Source organism: Terrimesophilobacter mesophilus, assembly GCF_014200375.1.
Lineage (GTDB): Bacteria > Actinomycetota > Actinomycetes > Actinomycetales > Microbacteriaceae > Terrimesophilobacter > Terrimesophilobacter mesophilus.
Genome location: NZ_JACHBP010000001.1, coordinates 1,186,081 through 1,204,196, shown reverse-complemented (window position 1 = coordinate 1,204,196; position 18,116 = coordinate 1,186,081). Strand labels below are relative to the sequence as shown.

Here is an 18,116-nt window from a genome sequence, read left to right as displayed (position 1 = left end):
CTGGAGTGGCGCGGATGGGATAGTCGATCTGCGAGCGAGTTGTGAAGGCCTGGCCTGACCCGGAAAGGGTTGGACCAGGCCTTCACTGTTTGAGCGGAGGATCGACTATCCCATCCGCGACGCGACACCACGAATTGACACCCGCAATGCTGCGCAGCCGCGTATACCCCCCGATAGCGGGTATGGCGTGCAACGACACGGTCGAGTTAGATTTGCTATTCGACGAGGTATCTTCGCACCACCCGATGCGAGGTCCTCGTCTTCGGGGGAACAATTTTAGGGGAGAGTTCCGTGGCTTCGTTGACTGAGATTCTGATTCTTCGTGGCGTTATGCCGATTGAGAGTCTCGACAGCATTCCTGGCGGTTGGGGCGAGGAAGAACTTTCCGTTCGCGCCCTCGTCGAACAGGGTGTGCTCACTGAAGCCCAGGTGGCTTCCGCGCGTGCGGCCCAGGCGGGCCTGCCTTTCGTGGAGCTGCTGGAATACCCGGTCGATCGCACTGCAGTATCTCTCGTCGCAGCTTCGCTGTGCCGTCGTCACGAAGTGTTGCCGATCGCCATGAGTGAGGACTCCCTAACTCTCGCCATGGTAGACCCCGGGAATGTCTTCGCCATTGATGACGTGCGCGCGGCGACTCGGCTTCAGATCCATCTTGTCGTCGCGGAACGCAACGACCTGATCAGTGCGATCGACCGTTTCCATCGTGCCGACGGTGAGCTCAGCGATCTGACGACCGAGCTCGAGGAGGAGAGCGCCGGCACTGATCTTGCGCTCGCCGGCCAACAGGAGGCCCAGCAGGACGACGCGCCGATCGTGCGCTTCGTGAACCTGCTCATCAGCCAGGCCATCCAGGACCGTGCGTCCGACATCCACATCGAACCCGCCGAGCGCCAACTGAACGTCCGCTACCGCATCGACGGCGTGCTGCATGAGATGCAGCAGGCTCCGAAGTCCATCCAGAACGGTGTCATCTCCCGTCTGAAGATCATGAGCGACATCGACATCGCGGAGCGCCGCAAGCCGCAGGACGGCCGCATGTCGGTCAGCCATGGCGGCCGCAAGATCGACCTCCGCGTCGCAACCCTGCCGACCGTGTGGGGTGAGAAGGTCGTCATGCGTATTCTCGACAACGCAGAGTCGACGATGTCGCTCAACGACCTGGCGATGCTCGACGAGAACATGACGGCCTACCGGTCATCGTTCACGAAGCCGTACGGCATGATCCTGGTGACCGGCCCGACCGGTTCCGGTAAGTCGACGACCCTGTACACGACGCTGCATGCGGTGGCTCGTCCGGAGATCAACGTCATCACCGTCGAGGACCCGGTGGAGTACCGGATGCCCGGCATCAACCAGGTGCAGGTGAACCCGAAGGCGGGGCTGACGTTCGCGAGCGCGCTGCGCAGCATCCTGCGTTCCGACCCGGATGTCGTGCTCCTCGGTGAGATCCGCGACCACGAGACCGCCCAGATCGCCATCGAGGCAGCCCTCACCGGCCACCTCGTGCTCTCCACGCTGCACACCAACGACGCCCCGAGCGCCGTGACGAGGCTCACGGAGATGGAGATCGAACCGTTCCTCGTCGGCTCCGCACTCGACTGCGTCGTGGCCCAGCGTCTTGCGCGCCGCCTGTGCGACAGGTGCAAGGAGGCCTACCAGCCGAATCCGAACGAGTTGGTGAACCTGCGGGTTGGGTTCGAGCCGACCCAGCCGCTTCCCACGCTGTTCCGTCCGGTCGGATGCCAGACGTGCTCCGGGACCGGTTATCGTGGCCGCATCGCCGTGCACGAGGTCATGCTGGTGACGGAGGAGATCGAACGTCTCGCCGTCGACCGCGCCTCCGCCGCCGACATTGCACGCACCGCGCGGTCGCAGGGGATGATCCCGCTGCGGATGGATGGCTGGATGAAGGCCCAGATGGGTCTCACCTCGGTCGAAGAGATTTTGAGAGTCGTCGCCTGAGTTCGGGCGTAAAAGGACCTTAGGGGGGTACCTGATGAGCAAGCAGATTCACGAGATTCCGGTTTACGACGATAACGACGGGCTGCGCCCGCGCACCCACGCGGCGCAGCCGAACTCCGTGCCCGCCGTCACTCCACCGGTTGCGCCGAGTCCGTACCAGACGGCGCCGCCTCCGGCGATGCCGGGTATGCCGAGCCCGCAGGTGGTTCAGCCGGCGGCACCGCAGCAGGCGGGTCCGCCGATCATGCCTCCACCGGTGTCGGCGCCGTTGCCTCCCATGGCTCCGCCGCAGGTCGTACCGCAGTCCGCAGCACTTCCCGTCACCTTGGCTCCGCCGGTCGTTCCGCCTGCCGCGCCAGTCATGGCGCAGCAGCAGCCGCCGGCGGGCCAGGCCCCTGTGCCGGTACCCGCAGGCCAGGCCGCTGTGCCGGCACCCGCCGCCCAGTCCGCGCCGCCCGCGGCACCGGTACCCGCATCCGTTTCGGCCCTGGCTCCTCCGGTCATGGACACGCTGCTCGAGGACATCGATCCTCTTGGGCGCGTCGAGACCGGCTTCAGTCCGCACCCCGGTGCCGACCCGGACCTCATCGCGGCACTTCAGGAGGTCGTCCGGCTCACGGCATCCGACCTTCACGTCACATCCAACGCGCCACCCATGCTCCGCGTCGATGGTTCGCTGACCCCGGTCGAGGGGGCGGACGTATGGGGTCGCGAGCGCGTGACCGATGCGCTCCACAGCATCCTGACCAAGGCCCAGAGGGAGACGTTCGAGCAGGAGCTGGAACTCGACTTCGCGTTCGCGGTATCGGAGAACGCTCGGTTCCGGGTCAACTTCTACCAGCAGCGGGATTCCGTCGGCGGGGCGTTCCGTCTCATCCCGACGGAGATCAAGCCGCTGGAGCAGTTGGGTGTTCCGGATACGGTGGCGCGGTTCGCCGAGCTCGCTCGCGGCCTCGTGCTCGTGACCGGCCCTACCGGTTCTGGTAAGTCGACGACGCTCGCCGCGCTCATCGACCTGGTGAACCGCACCCGCACGGACCACATCGTGACGGTCGAGGACCCGATCGAGTTCATGCACGGCAACAAGCGTTCGCTCATCAACCAGCGCGAGGTGGGCAGTGACACCCACAGCTTCGCCCAGGCGCTCAAGCACGTTCTGCGCCAGGACCCCGACGTCATCCTCATCGGTGAGCTTCGAGACCTCGAGACGATTTCCGTCGCGCTCACGGCGGCGGAGACCGGGCACCTCGTCTTCGCGACGCTGCACACGCAGGATGCCGCGCAGACGATCGACCGCGTCATCGACGTGTTCCCACCTCACGCCCAGGAGCAGGTGCGTGCGCAGCTCGCCGCGACGCTCCAGGGTGTCGTCTGCCAGACCCTGGTCAAGGTCGCGAGCGGCAAGGGACGCGTCGTCGCCACCGAGGTCATGGTCATCACTCCGGCCATCGCGAACCTCATCCGCGAGGGCAAGACGTACCAGATCCAGACCGCACTGCAAGCCGGTCGCGAACTGGGCATGTTCACGATGGACCAGCACCTCGCCGAGCTCGTCGACAAGGGAAAGATCACGCACGCCGCCGCGATCGAGAAGGCGCACGACATCGAAGGGCTGAAGGCGCTCATCCACCGCGCTGACCCTGGCGGCGGGGACATCGCGCAGCAGATGGCCTCGGCGGCGTCCAACTTCGGCGACGGATTCGCGCGGAAGGCCAACTGACATGGCCTCCGTAGCCACCTTCGCCTATAAGGGCCGCGACACCGAGGGCAAGATGGTGAAGGGCCGCATCGATGCCGCGACCGAGGGCGCGGTGGCGAACCGCCTGCGCACCATGGGCATCTCACCACTGTCGATCCAGGAGGCCTCGGGAGGAAGCGGTCTCCAGATGGAGATCAACCTGGGGTCCTTCGGCGCGAAGGTCAAGCTCAAGGATCTCGCCGTCATGAGCCGTCAGATGGCGACCATGATCACCTCGGGTCTCTCGCTCCTGCGTACGCTCACGATCATCACCGATCAGACGGAGAACAAGGAACTCAAGAAGATCCTGACCTCGATCACCCGCGAGGTCGAGTCGGGTTCGTCTCTCTCCGATGCGACCGCACGCCACAGCCGGGTGTTCCCGCCGATCATGATCAGCCTCATCCGCGCGGGTGAGACCGGCGGGTTCCTCGACAACGCGCTGCTCTCGGTGGCGAAGAACTTCGAGTCCGAGGTCAAGCTGCGCGGCACGATCAAGTCGGCCATGACCTACCCGGTGATCGTGTTCTTCATGGCGATCCTCGCGGTGATCGCGATGCTCGTGTTCATCGTGCCGGTGTTCAAGAACCTGTTCGAGGGGTTCGGCGGTCAGCTTCCGCTCCCCACGCAGATTCTCGTCTGGCTGTCGAGCATCATGTGGTGGTTCCTGCCGCTGCTCATCGTCGCCATTCTCGTGTTCTCGGTCTGGTGGCAGAAGAACAAGAACACCATCGCGGTGCGCAAGGTCGTCGATCCGATCAAGCTGAAGCTTCCGGTCTTCGGCAACCTGTTCAAGAAGATCGCGATCGCGCGCTTCAGTCGCAACTTCTCGGCCATGATGGCGGCCGGCGTCCCGATCCTGCAGGTGCTCAACATCGTGGGCGAGACGTCGGGGAACTGGGTCATGGAGGAGGCCCTGCGCAAGGTCGCGGAGTCTGTGCGCCAGGGCAAGACCGTGGCGGAGCCGCTCAGCCAGGAGAAGGTGTTCCCGCCCATGGTCACGCAGATGATCTCGGTCGGTGAGGATGCCGGCGCCCTCGAGCAGATGCTCGCGAAAGTCGCCGACTTCTACGACGAAGAGGTGCAGTCGGCGACGGAGTCGCTCACGGCGAGCATCGAGCCGCTCATGATCGCGTTCCTCGGCGTCGTCGTCGGTGGCATGATCGTGGCGCTCTACCTGCCGATCTTCAACATCTTCACCCTGCTCAACAAATAACGCCGTCGAGCGGGGCGGTTCCCGAGAATACAACTGAATACCGGGCCTCGTTGCCCCCACCACTGGGGGTGTGGAAATGCCGGATGTCCCCCCTTTGTGGGATTACATGCGGCGGGAACCGGGGCCAGCATGAGTGGTGGGGGTCATTTGGGGGCCCTGTCCATGTTCCTTAAACAAGACAGGAAATGAAAAAATGTTGCTCAAAGCTAACAAGGCGCTGAACGACCGGCGCAAAGGTATCAAGCGCGAAGAGGGCTTCACCCTCATCGAGCTGCTCGTCGTCGTCATCATCATCGGCATTCTCGCCGCGATCGCGATCCCGATCTACATCGGGGTTCAGAACAGCTCCAAGGACAGTGCGGTGAAGACCGACCTCGCGAACGCGAAGATCGCCGTCATCGCCTGGGCCACGGACAACCCGGCAAGCGCGACCGCGCCGACGCTCGACAAGGCGACGCTCGGTGGCACTGCGGCGGGAACGAACTACGGCTTCACCCAGAGCGAGTTCACCGACAACGGTGGCGCAACCACACTGACGTACGGAACTACGGCTACCTGGCCGGCCTTCTGCATCCAGGCGCCGAAGGTGAGCGACCCGGGAACGAGCTTCCACGTCACTGACGCCGATGGCGTCCAGGACGGTGGCTGCTAAGAAGAACCAGTGATGATGGGGCGCTGCCATGCGGGTGGCGCCCCATCGTCAGCAGTTAACTCCGATACCGACCACCCGACGGTGTCGTAGCGAACACTCCATCACGAAACCTTGGGGGGAGGGAACGTGAACACCAATCGCAGGCGGCTCGCCGCTCGATCGTCCGAGTCGAACCCGACCCGCAACGAGGCGGGTGTCGGGCTGATCGAGATCGTGATCTCCATGATGCTCCTGGCGATTCTCGCCACCGCCCTCGTCCCCGTCCTGGTGCAGGGCCTCAAGCAGGCGGCGTCGAACGCCACCCTGGCCACGGCGACCCAGCTCGCGAACGACGAGCTCGAGCACGTGCGAACCTGGACCACGTGCAGCGAACTGACTCCGGCGACCGTCAACGTCACGGACGCCAGAGGGGTCGTGCTCACGGTCGCCACCACGGTGAGCTCGTGCACCGCCACTCCGGAGAACCCGGCCTCGGTCCCGATCACGGTCACCGTGACACGGCACGACACCGGCGTCACCGTCACGTCGACCACGACCTACCTCTTCATCACGGGGTCGTGACATGATCGACTCCATGATCGAGCGCAGTACGGATGCGGCCCATCTCGGCTCGGGCAGGCCGCAGGCGTCCGAACGCGGCTTCACCCTCATCGAACTGCTCGTCTACTCTCTGCTCCTCTCGCTCGTCATCATGATCGTCGGGGGCATGATCTTCAGCTCCGTCACGGCGGCAAGGTCCGTCGTCAACACGACCGAGACTTCCACCTCGGCCCAGCTCGTGGCCAAGTCCGTGGTGACCGGCATCCGGAACTCCTCGGACTTCAGGCTGTCCAATCCGGTGGGCAACGACCAGCTCCTCGTCGCCAGAAGGGCGAGTTCCGGAGCAACCCTGAGCTGGATCTGCACGGCGTGGTACTACACGGATGCCGACGGCGGATCGATTCGGTTCAAGTCCTCGGCCTTGCCGATCACGGCACCGACGCCCGCGGAGCTCTCCACCTGGACACTGCTTGCCACCGGCGTCACGCCGGTCTCGGGGACGGGAATCTTCAGCGCGCTCAATGAGCGGCTGTCTCTCTCCATTCACGGCCTGGACGGCCTGCATCCACCGACAGACATCACGACCTCGGCAACCAGCCGGGCGGGAGCATCAGGGAGTCTGACATGTTTCTGAAGAAGCTCGTTCCCACACCGTCGGACCGCGGCTCCGCACTGGTCGCCGTTATCGGAGTGTTCGCCATCGGCATCATTCTGACCACGCTCATCGCCGCCGCAGTGGTCCACGGATTGGGCTGGAGCACCTACTCTCGGGCCTCGGTCCAATCGCACGCCGCTGCTGATGCCGGCATCGTCGCGGCACGAGCCGGTCTCTATCAGCCGGGCAATTGCACGAGTCAGCCCACGTCGGGAGTGTACGTCTCCGCCGGATCGCCCCAGTACCGCGCCGTCGTCGAACACAACGACGGAGCCGGCTGGGTGGCCGGATGCCCCACCGCGTCCACCTCACAGGTGCGCATCACCTCGTTGGGCACGGCGGAGTCGCCGGCGGTCGCCGGGATCTCGGCGGGCGACACGAGCACGGTCGAGGCTGTGTTCCAGTTCCTCGTACCCGGTATCAACCCGACCGGCGTCGCACTCTACGTCTACGACGGGCTCGAGATCGAAGCGAACTCTGCGCTGGATCTGTCTGAGGGCGGTTCGACGGGGCTCATCGTCAAGAATGGCGACCTGCTGTGCTCCAAGAACAACACGGTCATCAACGGCAGCATCGTGGTCCTGGGCAACATGACATTCGCCAACAAGTGCACCGTGAGCGGGAGCGCGCAGGTGGAGGACCTTGCCACCATGTCATCCGGTCGAGTCGACGGGGACCTCATCGCGGGTTCGGTCGACCCGAATCCACCCGGGGTACACGTCGGTGGTACCTACACGCAGAGCTCCGTCGTTCCCTCTGCACCGGACTGGACGAATCTGACCTACAAGCCGAGTGACTGGGTGACGAGCGACGGCACCCCCTTCGAAGTGCAGACCTTCCCCGTGTCCTGCAAGTTCAGCTCGGGCAATCTCGGCGGGACCGTCGCGGGCTTCCCGCTTATCCTGAATGCGCTGAGTACGTGCCCGAGCGGGATCACCGCGAACAACAACACGACCGTGAGCCTCACGAGTGACGTGGTCGTCTTCGGCAACATGTTCAACTTCGCCGCGACCAACTCTCTGACATTCAAGTCCTCGACGACTGCTGCGCATCGACTGTGGTTCATCACGCCGGACAATGGCCCCGCCGACGACAAGGCGCCGACCTGTGCGGCGAACCAGGGCTCCTTCAGCGTCAATAACAGCTTTGCGATCCAGGAGCCCATCTCGTCCCTGCTCTATACGCCATGCTCGTTCGACGGTAAGAACGGGTTCGCCTGGAACGGGCAGATCTATGCCGGAGGCGAGAGTTACGCGAAGAACAACCCGAGCTTCTCGTTCGTGCCCGTCGGTGCGGCAGGCGTGGACTTCGACAACGCCATTGTGACCCCGGTCATCTCCAAGCCGCAGCCGGGCAGCCTGCTCTCCATGAGAGACCGGAATGCTGGCTAGCGTCGTCGTTCCGCTGGTCGGTGTATTCGGACTGCTTATCGGATCCTTTCTCAATGTCGTGGTCTACCGGGTCCCGGCGAAGCGGTCGATCGTGTCGCCTCCCAGCGCGTGTCCGCACTGCGGCGCGCCGATCCGTCCCGGCGATAACATCCCGGTGGTGTCCTGGATCGTCTTGAGGGGGAAGTGCCGCGATTGCAAGGCCCCGATCTCCATCCGGTATCCGCTCGTCGAGTTCGGAACGGGCGTGGCCTTCGCCGGGGTCGCACTGTGGTTCTTCCTCACCCAGCTCCCCGGCGGGTCGTCGCCAAGCGCCTCCGACACCGCCGCCTCTGCTCTGGCGCTCGTCGCCTATCTCTACCTCGCGGCGATCTCCATCGCACTCGCCCTCATCGACATCGACACCCACACACTTCCCAACCGGATCGTGCTCCCCGCGTACCTGGTCGGCGCGGTGCTTCTCGGAGTGTCGGGTCTCCTCGCGGGAGACTTCGCCGCGTTGGCGACCGCCGCCATCGGCGCAGCGGCACTGTTCCTGTTCTACTTCCTGCTCGTCATCGCCTACCCTCGGGGCATGGGGATGGGGGACGTCAAACTCGCCGGCGTGCTCGGCCTGTTCCTCGGGTTCGTGGGCTGGCAATCGATCGTCGTCGGAGCCTTCGGCGCGTTCCTGCTCGGCGGGGTCTTCTCGCTCGTGCTCGTGGCGTTACGACGGGCGTCGCGCAAGACCGCCGTGCCATTCGGACCGTGGATGCTTCTGGGCGCCTGGCTCGGAATCCTGTTCGGAAATGACATCATGAGCACGTATCTCGGCCTGTTCGGAATCAGTTAGGGGATGTGATGGCCAGCACGCAGATCGTCGGAGTCGATATCGGGTCCGGCACCATTCGAGCGGTAGAGGTGACCGGGGTGGGAACGAAACGGCCGTCGGTCGTGCGATTCTTCTCCATGCCGTTGCCGGAAGGCGCCGTGAAGAACGGCGAAGTCCTCGAGGTGAACACCGTTGCCGCCGCATTGCGGCAGTTGTGGGCTGCAGCGAAGTTCAGCTCCAAAGAGGTCGTGCTGGGCGTCGGCAACGCGAAAGTGCTCGTGCGCGATCTCACGGTGCCCAAGTTGAGCCATCGGGAGATCCGGGAGTCGCTGCCGACGCACGTGCAGGAGATGCTTCCGGTCCCCGTGGTCGACGCGCTCCTCGACTTCTACCCGGTGGCCGAAGCAGCATCGGAGACCGGGCCGGTGGTCAGCGGTCTCCTCGTCGCGGCGATCAAGGATGCTGTGCTGACGAACGTCAGGGCTGTGCAACTGGCGGGGCTCACTCCCGTCGGTGTCGATCTCATCCCGTTCGCCCTCACGAGGCTCACCTCCCCGGCCAGGATGATGGGCAACGTCGCCCACATCGACATCGGCGCACGGACCACCAACGTCATCGTCACGATCGCCGGGGTTCCGCACTTCGTGCGCATCCTCGCGAATGGTGGACAGGATCTCACCTCTGCCCTCGCCGACCGGCTCGACATCTCCGGCATCGAGGCGGAGAACCTGAAACGATCGATCGGGCTGGGCGGAGTCAACGTGACCGCCGAGGAGGCGCCGACGGTCGCCATCGTGCGGGAGGTCACCGGCACCCTGCTGGCCAGCCTGCGGAACACCCTCAGCTACTTCGCGAACACGCGGCAGAACGAGCCGTACTCTGGCATCGTGCTCACCGGAGGCGGCGCCCAACTGCTCGGTCTCGCCGACGCGCTCTCGGAGATGACCAGGATTCCGGTCGTCATGGGTGACACGTTCGGGAGCATCGACGTCGCAAAAGACGCATCCAAGGGCGGCCAGAGCCAACTCGGCCTGAACGTGGCGCTCGGGCTGGCATTAGGGGGAGCTGCAGCATGAAAACCACCAGCAGGGAAGGTGGGAGCCTCATCCTCGGGGGCCCACCGAAAGCCAACCTCCTCCCACCCGAGGTGGGCATCGCCGCGAGAGGCCGGGTTCTGCGTCGCAACGCGGTCGCGCTCATCGTGCTCGCGATTCTCATCGTCGTGGCGGCCTACGCTGGCGTGTCGTTCCTGGCAGCGGGGGCTCAGGCACAACTCGACGCCTCGAATGCCAAAACCCACGAGCTGCTCACCGAGCAGGGCAAGTACTCCGAAGTCAAGCAGGTCACCTCGATGCTCGAGAAGGCGACGGTCGCCCAGCGGGTCGGAACGTCGACCGAGATCGACTGGAAGGCCTATCTCACGGCCATCCAGAAGAGCCTTCCGACCGGTACGCTCGTCACGAACGTCGTCGCGGAGACGGCGACGCCCGTCACCGCGTTCGCGCCGCCATCCGTCCCGCTTCAGGGGGACCGCATCGGCGAGCTCCGCTTCACGGCGACGAGCACCTCGCTTCCCAATGTTCAGAAGTGGCTGGACGCGCTCGCAACCCTCGACGGATTCGTCGATGCGTCTCCGGGCTCCGTCACGCTCAACGACAAGGCCAAGACCTACGAGGTCACCATCACCATGCACGTGAACAAGTACGCACTCCTGCTTCGTTTCGACGAGGCTGCGGCCGCCGAGCGTGACAAGGCGCTGGCGGACAAGGCGCAGGCGGCACAGGATGCGGCCGACGCCGACTCAGGAGACTCCGACTCGAGCACGGATGGGGGCAAGTGACGATGAACAACAAACTGTGGATGGTCATCGCCGGTATCGCCGGTATCGCCGTTCTCGCCCTTGGCTGGTTCCTCGGCATCTCGCCGAAACTCGACGAGATGAGTGCGTCGAACGAACAAAAGGCCTCCGTCGACGCCCAGAACGTCCTGCACCAGAAGAAGCTGGACTCCCTCAAGGCGGAGTTCGCGCAACTCGACACGCTCAAGGAGCAACTGGTGGGGGCTCAGGCGTCGCTGCCACCGGGAGACGACCTTTCGACCTTCCTGGGGGAGCTCCACGCCCTGGAAGGGTCGAGCGGGGTGGTGCTCACGAGTTTCAGCGCCGGAGACGGCATGAACTATGTCGCGGCGCCTGGGGAGACCACGGATCCGCTCATCACGGCGGACAACTTCATCGCGATTCCGATCAACCTGGCCGTGCAGGGCACGCGCCCCCAGGTCATCGATTTCCTCAGCGACCTGCAGTACGGCAAGCGGCTCTTCCTGGTCATCAAGCTCTCGGTGGCGGAGTCGAAGAAGGCGGTCGCCACCGACCCCGGGACGACAGACCCCGGCTCGGCCACCACGCCGGATAAGAGTGTGTATGAGGGAAACATCTCCGGATTCGTGTACGTGCTCGTGGATCCATCGGCTCCGCCGCCCACTCCGACGCCCGTCGGCTCCCTCAATACAACTCCGAGCCCGAGCCCGGCACCGTAGGCATTCACCTGTCGCGACCACGGCATCCGTTGCTAGAGTGACCCTGACCGGACCACACGGTTCGGGCATGTGGAGGTACGGATGAACGCCCAGGTAGCAACACCCGACGAGAACGCGCGGGAGGATGCGGCGAGCCCGGAGGAGACTCCCGAAACCGTGGACGTCGTCGAGACGCCCGCCGACGCCGTCGAGCCCGCCGGAACGGGCGAGGTGACTCCCGCCACTGAGGCGACGGCAGACATGTCCGGAGACCGATCGTCGACCGGCGAAGTCGCAGCGGCTCCGGTGCAGACGGTGTATGTCACGGCACCGACTCCTCCGAGGCCGAAAGGCAACCGGGGCATGGGGACCATGCTCGCCGTGGTCGCGGCGATCGTGTTCGCCGCTGTCTATGCCGGGGTGGTGGCCGCGCTCATCCTGATCATGAGCCCCGACCAGTTCTCGGGCGCGATCGGGCAGTTCATCTCCGGCCCGCAGTTCTACGTCCCGGCGCTGGTGTTCCTGGTGCTCATGGTCCTCTGGGCGCTCCTCGCCAACCGCGCCAGCTGGTGGTCCTGGGTGATCGGTTCGTTCGTGATCGCCGTACTGACCTACTTCGTGTCCATTGGGATCTGGATTCTCCTGCAGGGTGGATTCGGTCTCACCGGGAGCGAGGCGGCCGCCGCCTTCGTGGCATCCGCCATCAACCCGGCTCTGATCGCCGCAGCACTCGTCGCGCGCGAGTGCGCCATCTGGTTCGGGGCGGCCATCGCCAAGCGGGGCCGCAGGGTTCGCGAACGCAACTACGAGGCGTGGCAGCAGTTCGAACGCGACGAGGCGCAGAAGAGAGCAGACCTTGGCGGAGTCGCGGCCGCCTGATCCTGCCGCTCGCGGCTCGTTCTCGCGAGCACTGCTCGTCGCCGTCATGGTGGCGGTCCTGTACGGCGCGATCCTGCTGGCCGTCGACGGCTTCGTGAGCCTGCTCGCGGACCGGGACGTCATCTCCGAAGCGGATGCCGGGCCGCTCGTCGGACCGGTCATGGCCGTCGCGGCGCTCGCGATCGTGTTCATGGCCGTGCTCGGCGGGCTCCGTCCGACATCCGGACCGCCCCGCGTCCCCGTCGGACGTGCGCTCACGGCTGCCATCCTCGTCTACGCACTGAGCCCCCTCGCCGGCGCGATCGTGTTCGTGCTCGGCAGGGGCAATGCGGCGACGGCGGCCGTCTTCTACGGGAGCTGCCTGACGAGTCCGTTCGTGATCGGCGCCGCGGTGCTTGCGCTCGTGACGGTATTGCTGCTGCCTGCGATCTCCCTCGCCAGGTCGCGTGCGCGCTGAGCGAACTCATTTGACCGGGGAAGTGCCGAGCGACTACTATTTCTGAGGTGTGCGCTTTGCCGCGCGTCGTCCTGTGCCCAAAACACCAGGGGGACGAGCACTGAGTCACCATAAAGAATTGGGCTCGACGGACGGGTTTCATCACTCGCCCAGCGCCCCCACGGCATACCCACCAACCACGCCAGGAACTGATGTTCCGCGGTGGGTCACGTCACTCGGCACAGCGGATTTCAACGTGCTGGATGACAGAAAAAGCACCAACTGTCACCGTGCAGTCAATTCAAGGAGTTACATCAGTGCCAACCATTCAGCAGTTGGTCCGTAAGGGCCGGACGCCGAAGGTCGCCAAGACCAAGACGCCCGCGCTCAAGGCCAACCCCCAGCAGCGCGGTGTGTGCACCCGCGTCTACACGACCACACCGAAGAAGCCGAACTCGGCTCTGCGCAAGGTCGCCCGCGTCAAGCTTTCCAACGGCACGGAGGTCACCGCCTACATCCCGGGCGAGGGCCACAACCTGCAGGAGCACTCGATGGTGCTCGTGCGCGGTGGTCGTGTCAAGGACCTCCCCGGCGTTCGGTACAAGATCGTCCGCGGCGCACTGGACACCCAGGCCGTGAAGAACCGCAAGCAGGCTCGCAGCCGCTATGGAGCGAAGATGGACAAGAAGTAATGCCTCGCAAAGGACCAGCACCCAAGCGCCCCGTGGTCAACGACCCCGTCTACGGCGCCCCGATCGTCAGCCAGCTCGTCAACAAGATTCTTCTTGACGGCAAGAAGGCTCTCGCCGAGCGCATCGTCTACGACGCCCTCGCCGGCGTCTCCTCGAAGAACGGTGCGGATGCCGTCGTCACGCTCAAGAAGGCGCTCGACAACGTCCGTCCCACGATCGAGGTCAAGAGCCGCCGCGTCGGTGGATCGACGTACCAGGTGCCCGTCGAGGTCAAGCCGCACCGTGCGAACACTCTCGCGCTGCGCTGGCTCACGACTTACGCGAAGGCTCGCCGCGAGAAGACCATGACCGAGCGTCTCACCAACGAGATCCTGGATGCATCCAACGGTCTCGGCGCCGCGGTGAAGCGTCGCGAGGACACTCACAAGATGGCCGAGTCGAACCGCGCCTTCGCGCACTATCGGTGGTAGCGCGGCGCGCTGTAGCTGAGAGCGAGAGCGCTTTCGCGCTCGCGCCGCGACGCCGGCGCCGAGGTCCGTCTCGGGCCTCGGTCAACACTCATGACTTCGAATAGATAGGAAACCAAGTGGCACAGGAAGTGCTCACCGACCTGAACAAGGTCCGGAACATCGGCATCATGGCGCACATCGATGCCGGTAAGACGACGACGACCGAGCGCATCCTGTTCTACACGGGTATGAACCACAAGATCGGTGAAACCCACGACGGCGCGTCGACCACGGACTGGATGGAGCAGGAGCAGGAGCGCGGCATCACGATCACGTCCGCCGCGGTGACCTGTTTCTGGAACAAGAACCAGATCAACATCATCGACACCCCCGGTCACGTCGACTTCACCGTCGAGGTGGAGCGGTCGCTGCGCGTGCTCGATGGCGCCGTCGCGGTCTTCGACGGCAAGGAGGGCGTCGAGCCCCAGTCCGAGACCGTGTGGCGCCAGGCCGACAAGTACGACGTCCCGCGCATCTGCTTCGTCAACAAGATGGACAAGCTCGGCGCCGACTTCTACTTCACCGTCGACACGATCGTGAAGCGTCTCGGCGCCAAGCCGCTCGTCATCCAGTTGCCGATCGGCTCGGAGAGCGACTTCATCGGAGTCGTCGACCTGGTCGAGATGCGTGCGCTCGTGTGGCCCGCGGATGCCAAGGGCGACACCACGCTCGGCGCCAAGTACGAGGTCCAGGAGATCCCGGAGAACCTCAAAGAGAAGGCGGCCCAGTACCACCAGGAGCTGCTCGAGGCGGTCGCAGAGACCGACGACGCGCTCCTCGAGAAGTTCTTCGCGGGCGAAGAGCTCACGGTCGCCGAGATCAAGTCCGGCATCCGCAAGCTCACCGTCTCCAGCTCGATGTACCCCGTCATGTGCGGTTCCGCGTTCAAGAACCGCGGCGTGCAGCCGATGCTCGATGCGGTCGTCGACTACCTGCCGAACCCGCTCGACGTCGGCGCGATCGAAGCGCGCGACCCGCGCGACGAGGACAAGATCATCGAGCGCCACCCCGACCCGAAGGACCCGTTCGCCGCCCTCGCGTTCAAGGTGGCCGTGCACCCGTTCTTCGGACGGCTCACCTACATCCGCGTATACTCCGGACACCTCGACAGCGGCGGCCAGGTCGCCAACTCGACGAAGGGCAAGAAGGAGCGCATCGGGAAGATCTTCCAGATGTACGCGAACAAGGAGAACCCGGTTCCGTCGGTCACCGCCGGCCACATCTACGCGGTCATCGGCCTCAAGGACACGACGACCGGTGACACGCTGAGCGATCCGAACAACCAGGTGGTGCTGGAGTCCATGACGTTCCCGGAGCCGGTCATCGAGGTCGCCATCGAGCCGAAGACCAAGGCCGACCAGGAGAAGCTGGGTGTCGCCATCCAGAAGCTCGCTGAAGAGGACCCGACGTTCCGCACCGAGCAGAACCAGGACACCGGCCAGACGGTCATCAAGGGCATGGGCGAGCTTCACCTCGACATCCTCGTCGACCGGATGAAGCGCGAGTTCAACGTCGAGGCGAACGTGGGCAAGCCCCAGGTCGCGTACCGCGAGACGATCAAGCGCATCGTGGACAAGCACGACTACACCCACAAGAAGCAGACGGGTGGATCCGGCCAGTTCGCGAAGGTGCAGATCTCGCTCGAGCCGCTCGACCTCGCCGCCGAGCACCCCTACGAGTTCGAGAGCAAGGTCACCGGTGGTCGTGTTCCTCGGGAATACATCCCGTCGGTCGATGCCGGAATGAAGGATGCCATGCAGGTCGGCGTGCTCGCCGGCTACCCCATGGTGGGCGTGAAGGCCATCCTTCTGGATGGTGCGGCCCACGACGTCGACTCCTCGGAGATGGCGTTCAAGATCGCCGGGTCGATGGCCTTCAAGGAGGCCGCTCGCAAGGCGAACCCCGTGCTGCTCGAGCCGCTCATGGCCGTCGAGGTGCGCACCCCTGAGGAATACATGGGTGACGTCATCGGCGACTTGAACTCGCGTCGTGGCCAGATCCAGTCGATGGAGGACGCCACAGGTGTGAAGGTCATCCGAGCGCTCGTCCCGCTGTCCGAGATGTTCGGATACGTCGGCGACCTGAGGTCGAAGACCTCCGGCCGTGCCGTGTACTCGATGAGTTTCGACAGTTATTCGGAGGTGCCGCGCGCGGTCGCCGATGAAATCATCCAGAAGAACAAGGGTGAGTAGTACTAAGCAGTATCCCGTAACATAAGACAACATCCCGTAGGAACCCCGGGCGCAAACCCGCGTCCGGTGCTTCTACTTGAGAAGTCCTGAGGAGGACCACAGTGGCTAAGGCCAAGTTCGAGCGGACTAAGCCGCACGTCAACATCGGAACGATCGGACACGTTGACCACGGAAAGACCACGCTCACCGCAGCAATTTCCAAGGTGCTTGCTGACAAGTACCCGTCAGCAGTCAACGTCCAGCGTGACTTCGCGTCGATCGACTCGGCGCCGGAAGAGCGCCAGCGCGGCATCACGATCAACATCTCGCACGTCGAGTACGAGACCCCGAAGCGCCACTACGCGCACGTCGACGCCCCAGGGCACGCTGACTACATCAAGAACATGATCACGGGTGCTGCCCAGATGGACGGTGCGATCCTCGTGGTTGCCGCCACGGACGGCCCGATGGCGCAGACCCGTGAGCACGTGCTGCTCGCCAAGCAGGTCGGCGTTCCGTACCTCATGGTCGCACTCAACAAGTCCGACATGGTCGACGACCCGGAGATCATGGAGCTCGTCGAGCTCGAGGTCCGCGAGCTGCTCTCCAGCCAGGGCTTCGATGGCGACAACGCCCCCGTCGTCCAGGTCTCGGCGCTCAAAGCGCTCGAGGGCGAAGAGAAGTGGGTCCAGTCTGTTCTGGATCTCGTCCAGGCCGCGGATGACAACATCCCGGACCCGGTGCGCGACAAGGACAAGCCGTTCCTCATGCCGATCGAGGACGTCTTCACGATCACCGGTCGTGGAACCGTCGTCACCGGCCGTGCAGAGCGCGGTACTCTCGCGATCAACTCCGAGGTCGAGATCGTCGGCATCCGCCCCACGCAGAAGACCATCGTCACGGGTATCGAGATGTTCCACAAGCAGCTCGACGAGGCCTGGGCCGGCGAGAACTGCGGTCTGCTCCTTCGTGGCACGAAGCGCGAGGATGTCGAGCGCGGCCAGGTCGTCGTCAAGCCGGGCTCGGTGACCCCTCACACGCAGTTCGAGGGTACGGCCTACATCCTCTCGAAGGATGAGGGCGGCCGTCACAACCCGTTCTACGCGAACTACCGTCCGCAGTTCTACTTCCGCACCACGGACGTCACCGGCGTCATCACGCTGCCCGAGGGCACCGAGATGGTCATGCCCGGCGACACCACGGAGATGACGGTCGAGCTGATCCAGCCGATCGCCATGGAAGAGGGACTCGGATTCGCGATCCGCGAGGGTGGCCGCACGGTCGGCGCCGGCAAGGTCGTCAAGGTTCTGAAGTAACACCACTCGCTCCCCGAGGTTCACGAGGGGGTCGAGTCTGCACGAAGGGCCGTATCTTCGGATGCGGCCCTTCGTCGTGTCGTCGATCATTCAGTTCCGGTGGCTAGGATGACTGCCTCAACGAACGAAGGAGAGTCTCATGGCTGGATTGGGTGATTTCGCGGACAGCGCCAAGGATGCGCTGAAGAGCGAGCAGGCCGAGGACATCAGTGACAAGGTGCTGGACGGCGCTGAGGACCTCGCGAACAAGGTCACAGGCGGAAAGTTCGCCGACCAGGTCGACGGCTTTCGCGACGAGGCCGACAAGCACATCGGCAACGAGTAGTCGCTTGCGTGGTGGTGAAGGGCCGGGGCGCACGCCCCGGCCCTTCATCGTTGCGGCCCGCCGCGCCCCCTCCCCGCTCCCGTCGCCCCCTCCCCGCTCCCGTCGCCCCCACCCCGCTCCCGTCGCCCCCACCCCGATCCCGTCGTTTGCGCCCGCGTGACGCGGTTGCGCCCGTGCGTGCAGGCGCAAACGCGTCGCGCCGGCGCAGACACCGCGGGCCGCATCCGCCGTGCCTGGCACACTCCTCGCCTCCACAGTGATGTCAGCGAGCCGAGACTCACAGAACATCAGCGTTGCACGGGCCAAGTG

Annotated in this window: 18 protein-coding genes; all 18 read left to right on the top strand. The window is 64.7% G+C overall.

The genetic code is table 11. The features are described 5' to 3' along the window. Window positions 1–330 precede the first annotated feature (330 nt). The 18 genes from BKA04_RS05960 (at window position 331) to BKA04_RS05875 (ending at window position 17,807) form a co-directional block, all read left to right on the top strand. Entirely contained in the window at window positions 331–1,962 is a 1,632-nt protein-coding gene (locus BKA04_RS05960; protein WP_174719818.1) for a GspE/PulE family protein, read from the top strand. A gap of 34 nt (window positions 1,963–1,996) precedes the next feature. Further along, window positions 1,997–3,682, top strand: a complete 1,686-nt coding sequence (locus tag BKA04_RS05955) for a type IV pilus twitching motility protein PilT (RefSeq protein ID WP_269902553.1) — start codon at window positions 1,997–1,999, stop codon at window positions 3,680–3,682. A 1-nt stretch (window position 3,683) separates the two neighbouring features. Beyond that, a complete protein-coding gene (locus tag BKA04_RS05950) occupies window positions 3,684–4,916 on the top strand; it encodes a type II secretion system F family protein (RefSeq protein ID WP_104095587.1) in 1,233 nt (410 codons plus the stop codon). Between the two features lie 193 nt (window positions 4,917–5,109). Further along, on the top strand, window positions 5,110–5,568 hold the full coding sequence (locus BKA04_RS05945; protein ID WP_104095586.1) for a type II secretion system protein: 459 nt from the start codon (window positions 5,110–5,112) through the stop codon (window positions 5,566–5,568). 126 nt (window positions 5,569–5,694) lie between these two features. Beyond that, window positions 5,695–6,129 (top strand): type IV pilus modification PilV family protein, encoded by a 435-nt coding sequence (locus BKA04_RS05940; protein WP_104095585.1) that lies wholly within the window; start codon window positions 5,695–5,697, stop codon window positions 6,127–6,129. Window position 6,130: 1 nt separating this feature from the next. Next, on the top strand, window positions 6,131–6,742 hold the full coding sequence (locus BKA04_RS05935) for a prepilin-type N-terminal cleavage/methylation domain-containing protein (protein WP_104095584.1): 612 nt from the start codon (window positions 6,131–6,133) through the stop codon (window positions 6,740–6,742). Next, window positions 6,733–8,154, top strand: a complete 1,422-nt coding sequence (locus BKA04_RS05930; RefSeq protein ID WP_104095583.1) for a hypothetical protein — start codon at window positions 6,733–6,735, stop codon at window positions 8,152–8,154. Before BKA04_RS05935 ends, BKA04_RS05930 begins: the two co-directional genes overlap by 10 nt. Next, window positions 8,144–8,983, top strand: a complete 840-nt coding sequence (locus BKA04_RS05925; protein ID WP_104095582.1) for a prepilin peptidase — start codon at window positions 8,144–8,146, stop codon at window positions 8,981–8,983. The genes BKA04_RS05930 and BKA04_RS05925 overlap by 11 nt, the downstream gene beginning before the upstream one ends. An 8-nt stretch (window positions 8,984–8,991) precedes the next feature. Next, window positions 8,992–10,038 carry a type IV pilus assembly protein PilM gene (pilM, locus tag BKA04_RS05920; RefSeq protein WP_104095581.1) on the top strand — a complete coding sequence of 349 codons (1,047 nt, stop codon included), beginning with the start codon at window positions 8,992–8,994 and terminating at the stop codon, window positions 10,036–10,038. After that, on the top strand, window positions 10,035–10,802 hold the full coding sequence (locus tag BKA04_RS05915; RefSeq protein WP_134542246.1) for a hypothetical protein: 768 nt from the start codon (window positions 10,035–10,037) through the stop codon (window positions 10,800–10,802). The genes pilM and BKA04_RS05915 overlap by 4 nt, the downstream gene beginning before the upstream one ends. 2 nt (window positions 10,803–10,804) lie before the next feature. Beyond that, the gene (locus BKA04_RS05910; RefSeq protein WP_104095579.1) at window positions 10,805–11,500 is read left to right on the top strand and encodes a type IV pilus inner membrane component PilO; all 696 of its coding nucleotides are present in this window, start codon (window positions 10,805–10,807) and stop codon (window positions 11,498–11,500) included. Between the two features lie 81 nt (window positions 11,501–11,581). After that, window positions 11,582–12,358 (top strand): hypothetical protein, encoded by a 777-nt coding sequence (locus BKA04_RS05905; protein ID WP_104095578.1) that lies wholly within the window; start codon window positions 11,582–11,584, stop codon window positions 12,356–12,358. Next, entirely contained in the window at window positions 12,336–12,815 is a 480-nt protein-coding gene (locus BKA04_RS05900; protein ID WP_104095577.1) for a DUF6121 family protein, read from the top strand. The genes BKA04_RS05905 and BKA04_RS05900 overlap by 23 nt, the downstream gene beginning before the upstream one ends. 296 nt (window positions 12,816–13,111) lie before the next feature. Further along, window positions 13,112–13,486: a 30S ribosomal protein S12 gene (gene rpsL, locus BKA04_RS05895; protein WP_104095576.1), complete on the top strand. Its 375-nt coding sequence runs from the start codon at window positions 13,112–13,114 to the stop codon at window positions 13,484–13,486. Continuing rightward, on the top strand, window positions 13,486–13,956 hold the full coding sequence (gene rpsG / locus BKA04_RS05890) for a 30S ribosomal protein S7 (protein WP_104095575.1): 471 nt from the start codon (window positions 13,486–13,488) through the stop codon (window positions 13,954–13,956). Before rpsL ends, rpsG begins: the two co-directional genes overlap by 1 nt. A gap of 116 nt (window positions 13,957–14,072) precedes the next feature. Further along, window positions 14,073–16,187, top strand: coding sequence for an elongation factor G (fusA, locus tag BKA04_RS05885; RefSeq protein ID WP_104095574.1), 2,115 nt, complete (start codon window positions 14,073–14,075; stop codon window positions 16,185–16,187). Window positions 16,188–16,288: 101 nt separating this feature from the next. Then, window positions 16,289–17,482: an elongation factor Tu gene (gene tuf / locus BKA04_RS05880; protein WP_104095573.1), complete on the top strand. Its 1,194-nt coding sequence runs from the start codon at window positions 16,289–16,291 to the stop codon at window positions 17,480–17,482. A gap of 139 nt (window positions 17,483–17,621) precedes the next feature. Continuing rightward, the gene (locus BKA04_RS05875) at window positions 17,622–17,807 is read left to right on the top strand and encodes an antitoxin (protein ID WP_104095572.1); all 186 of its coding nucleotides are present in this window, start codon (window positions 17,622–17,624) and stop codon (window positions 17,805–17,807) included. Window positions 17,808–18,116: the final 309 nt, after the last annotated feature.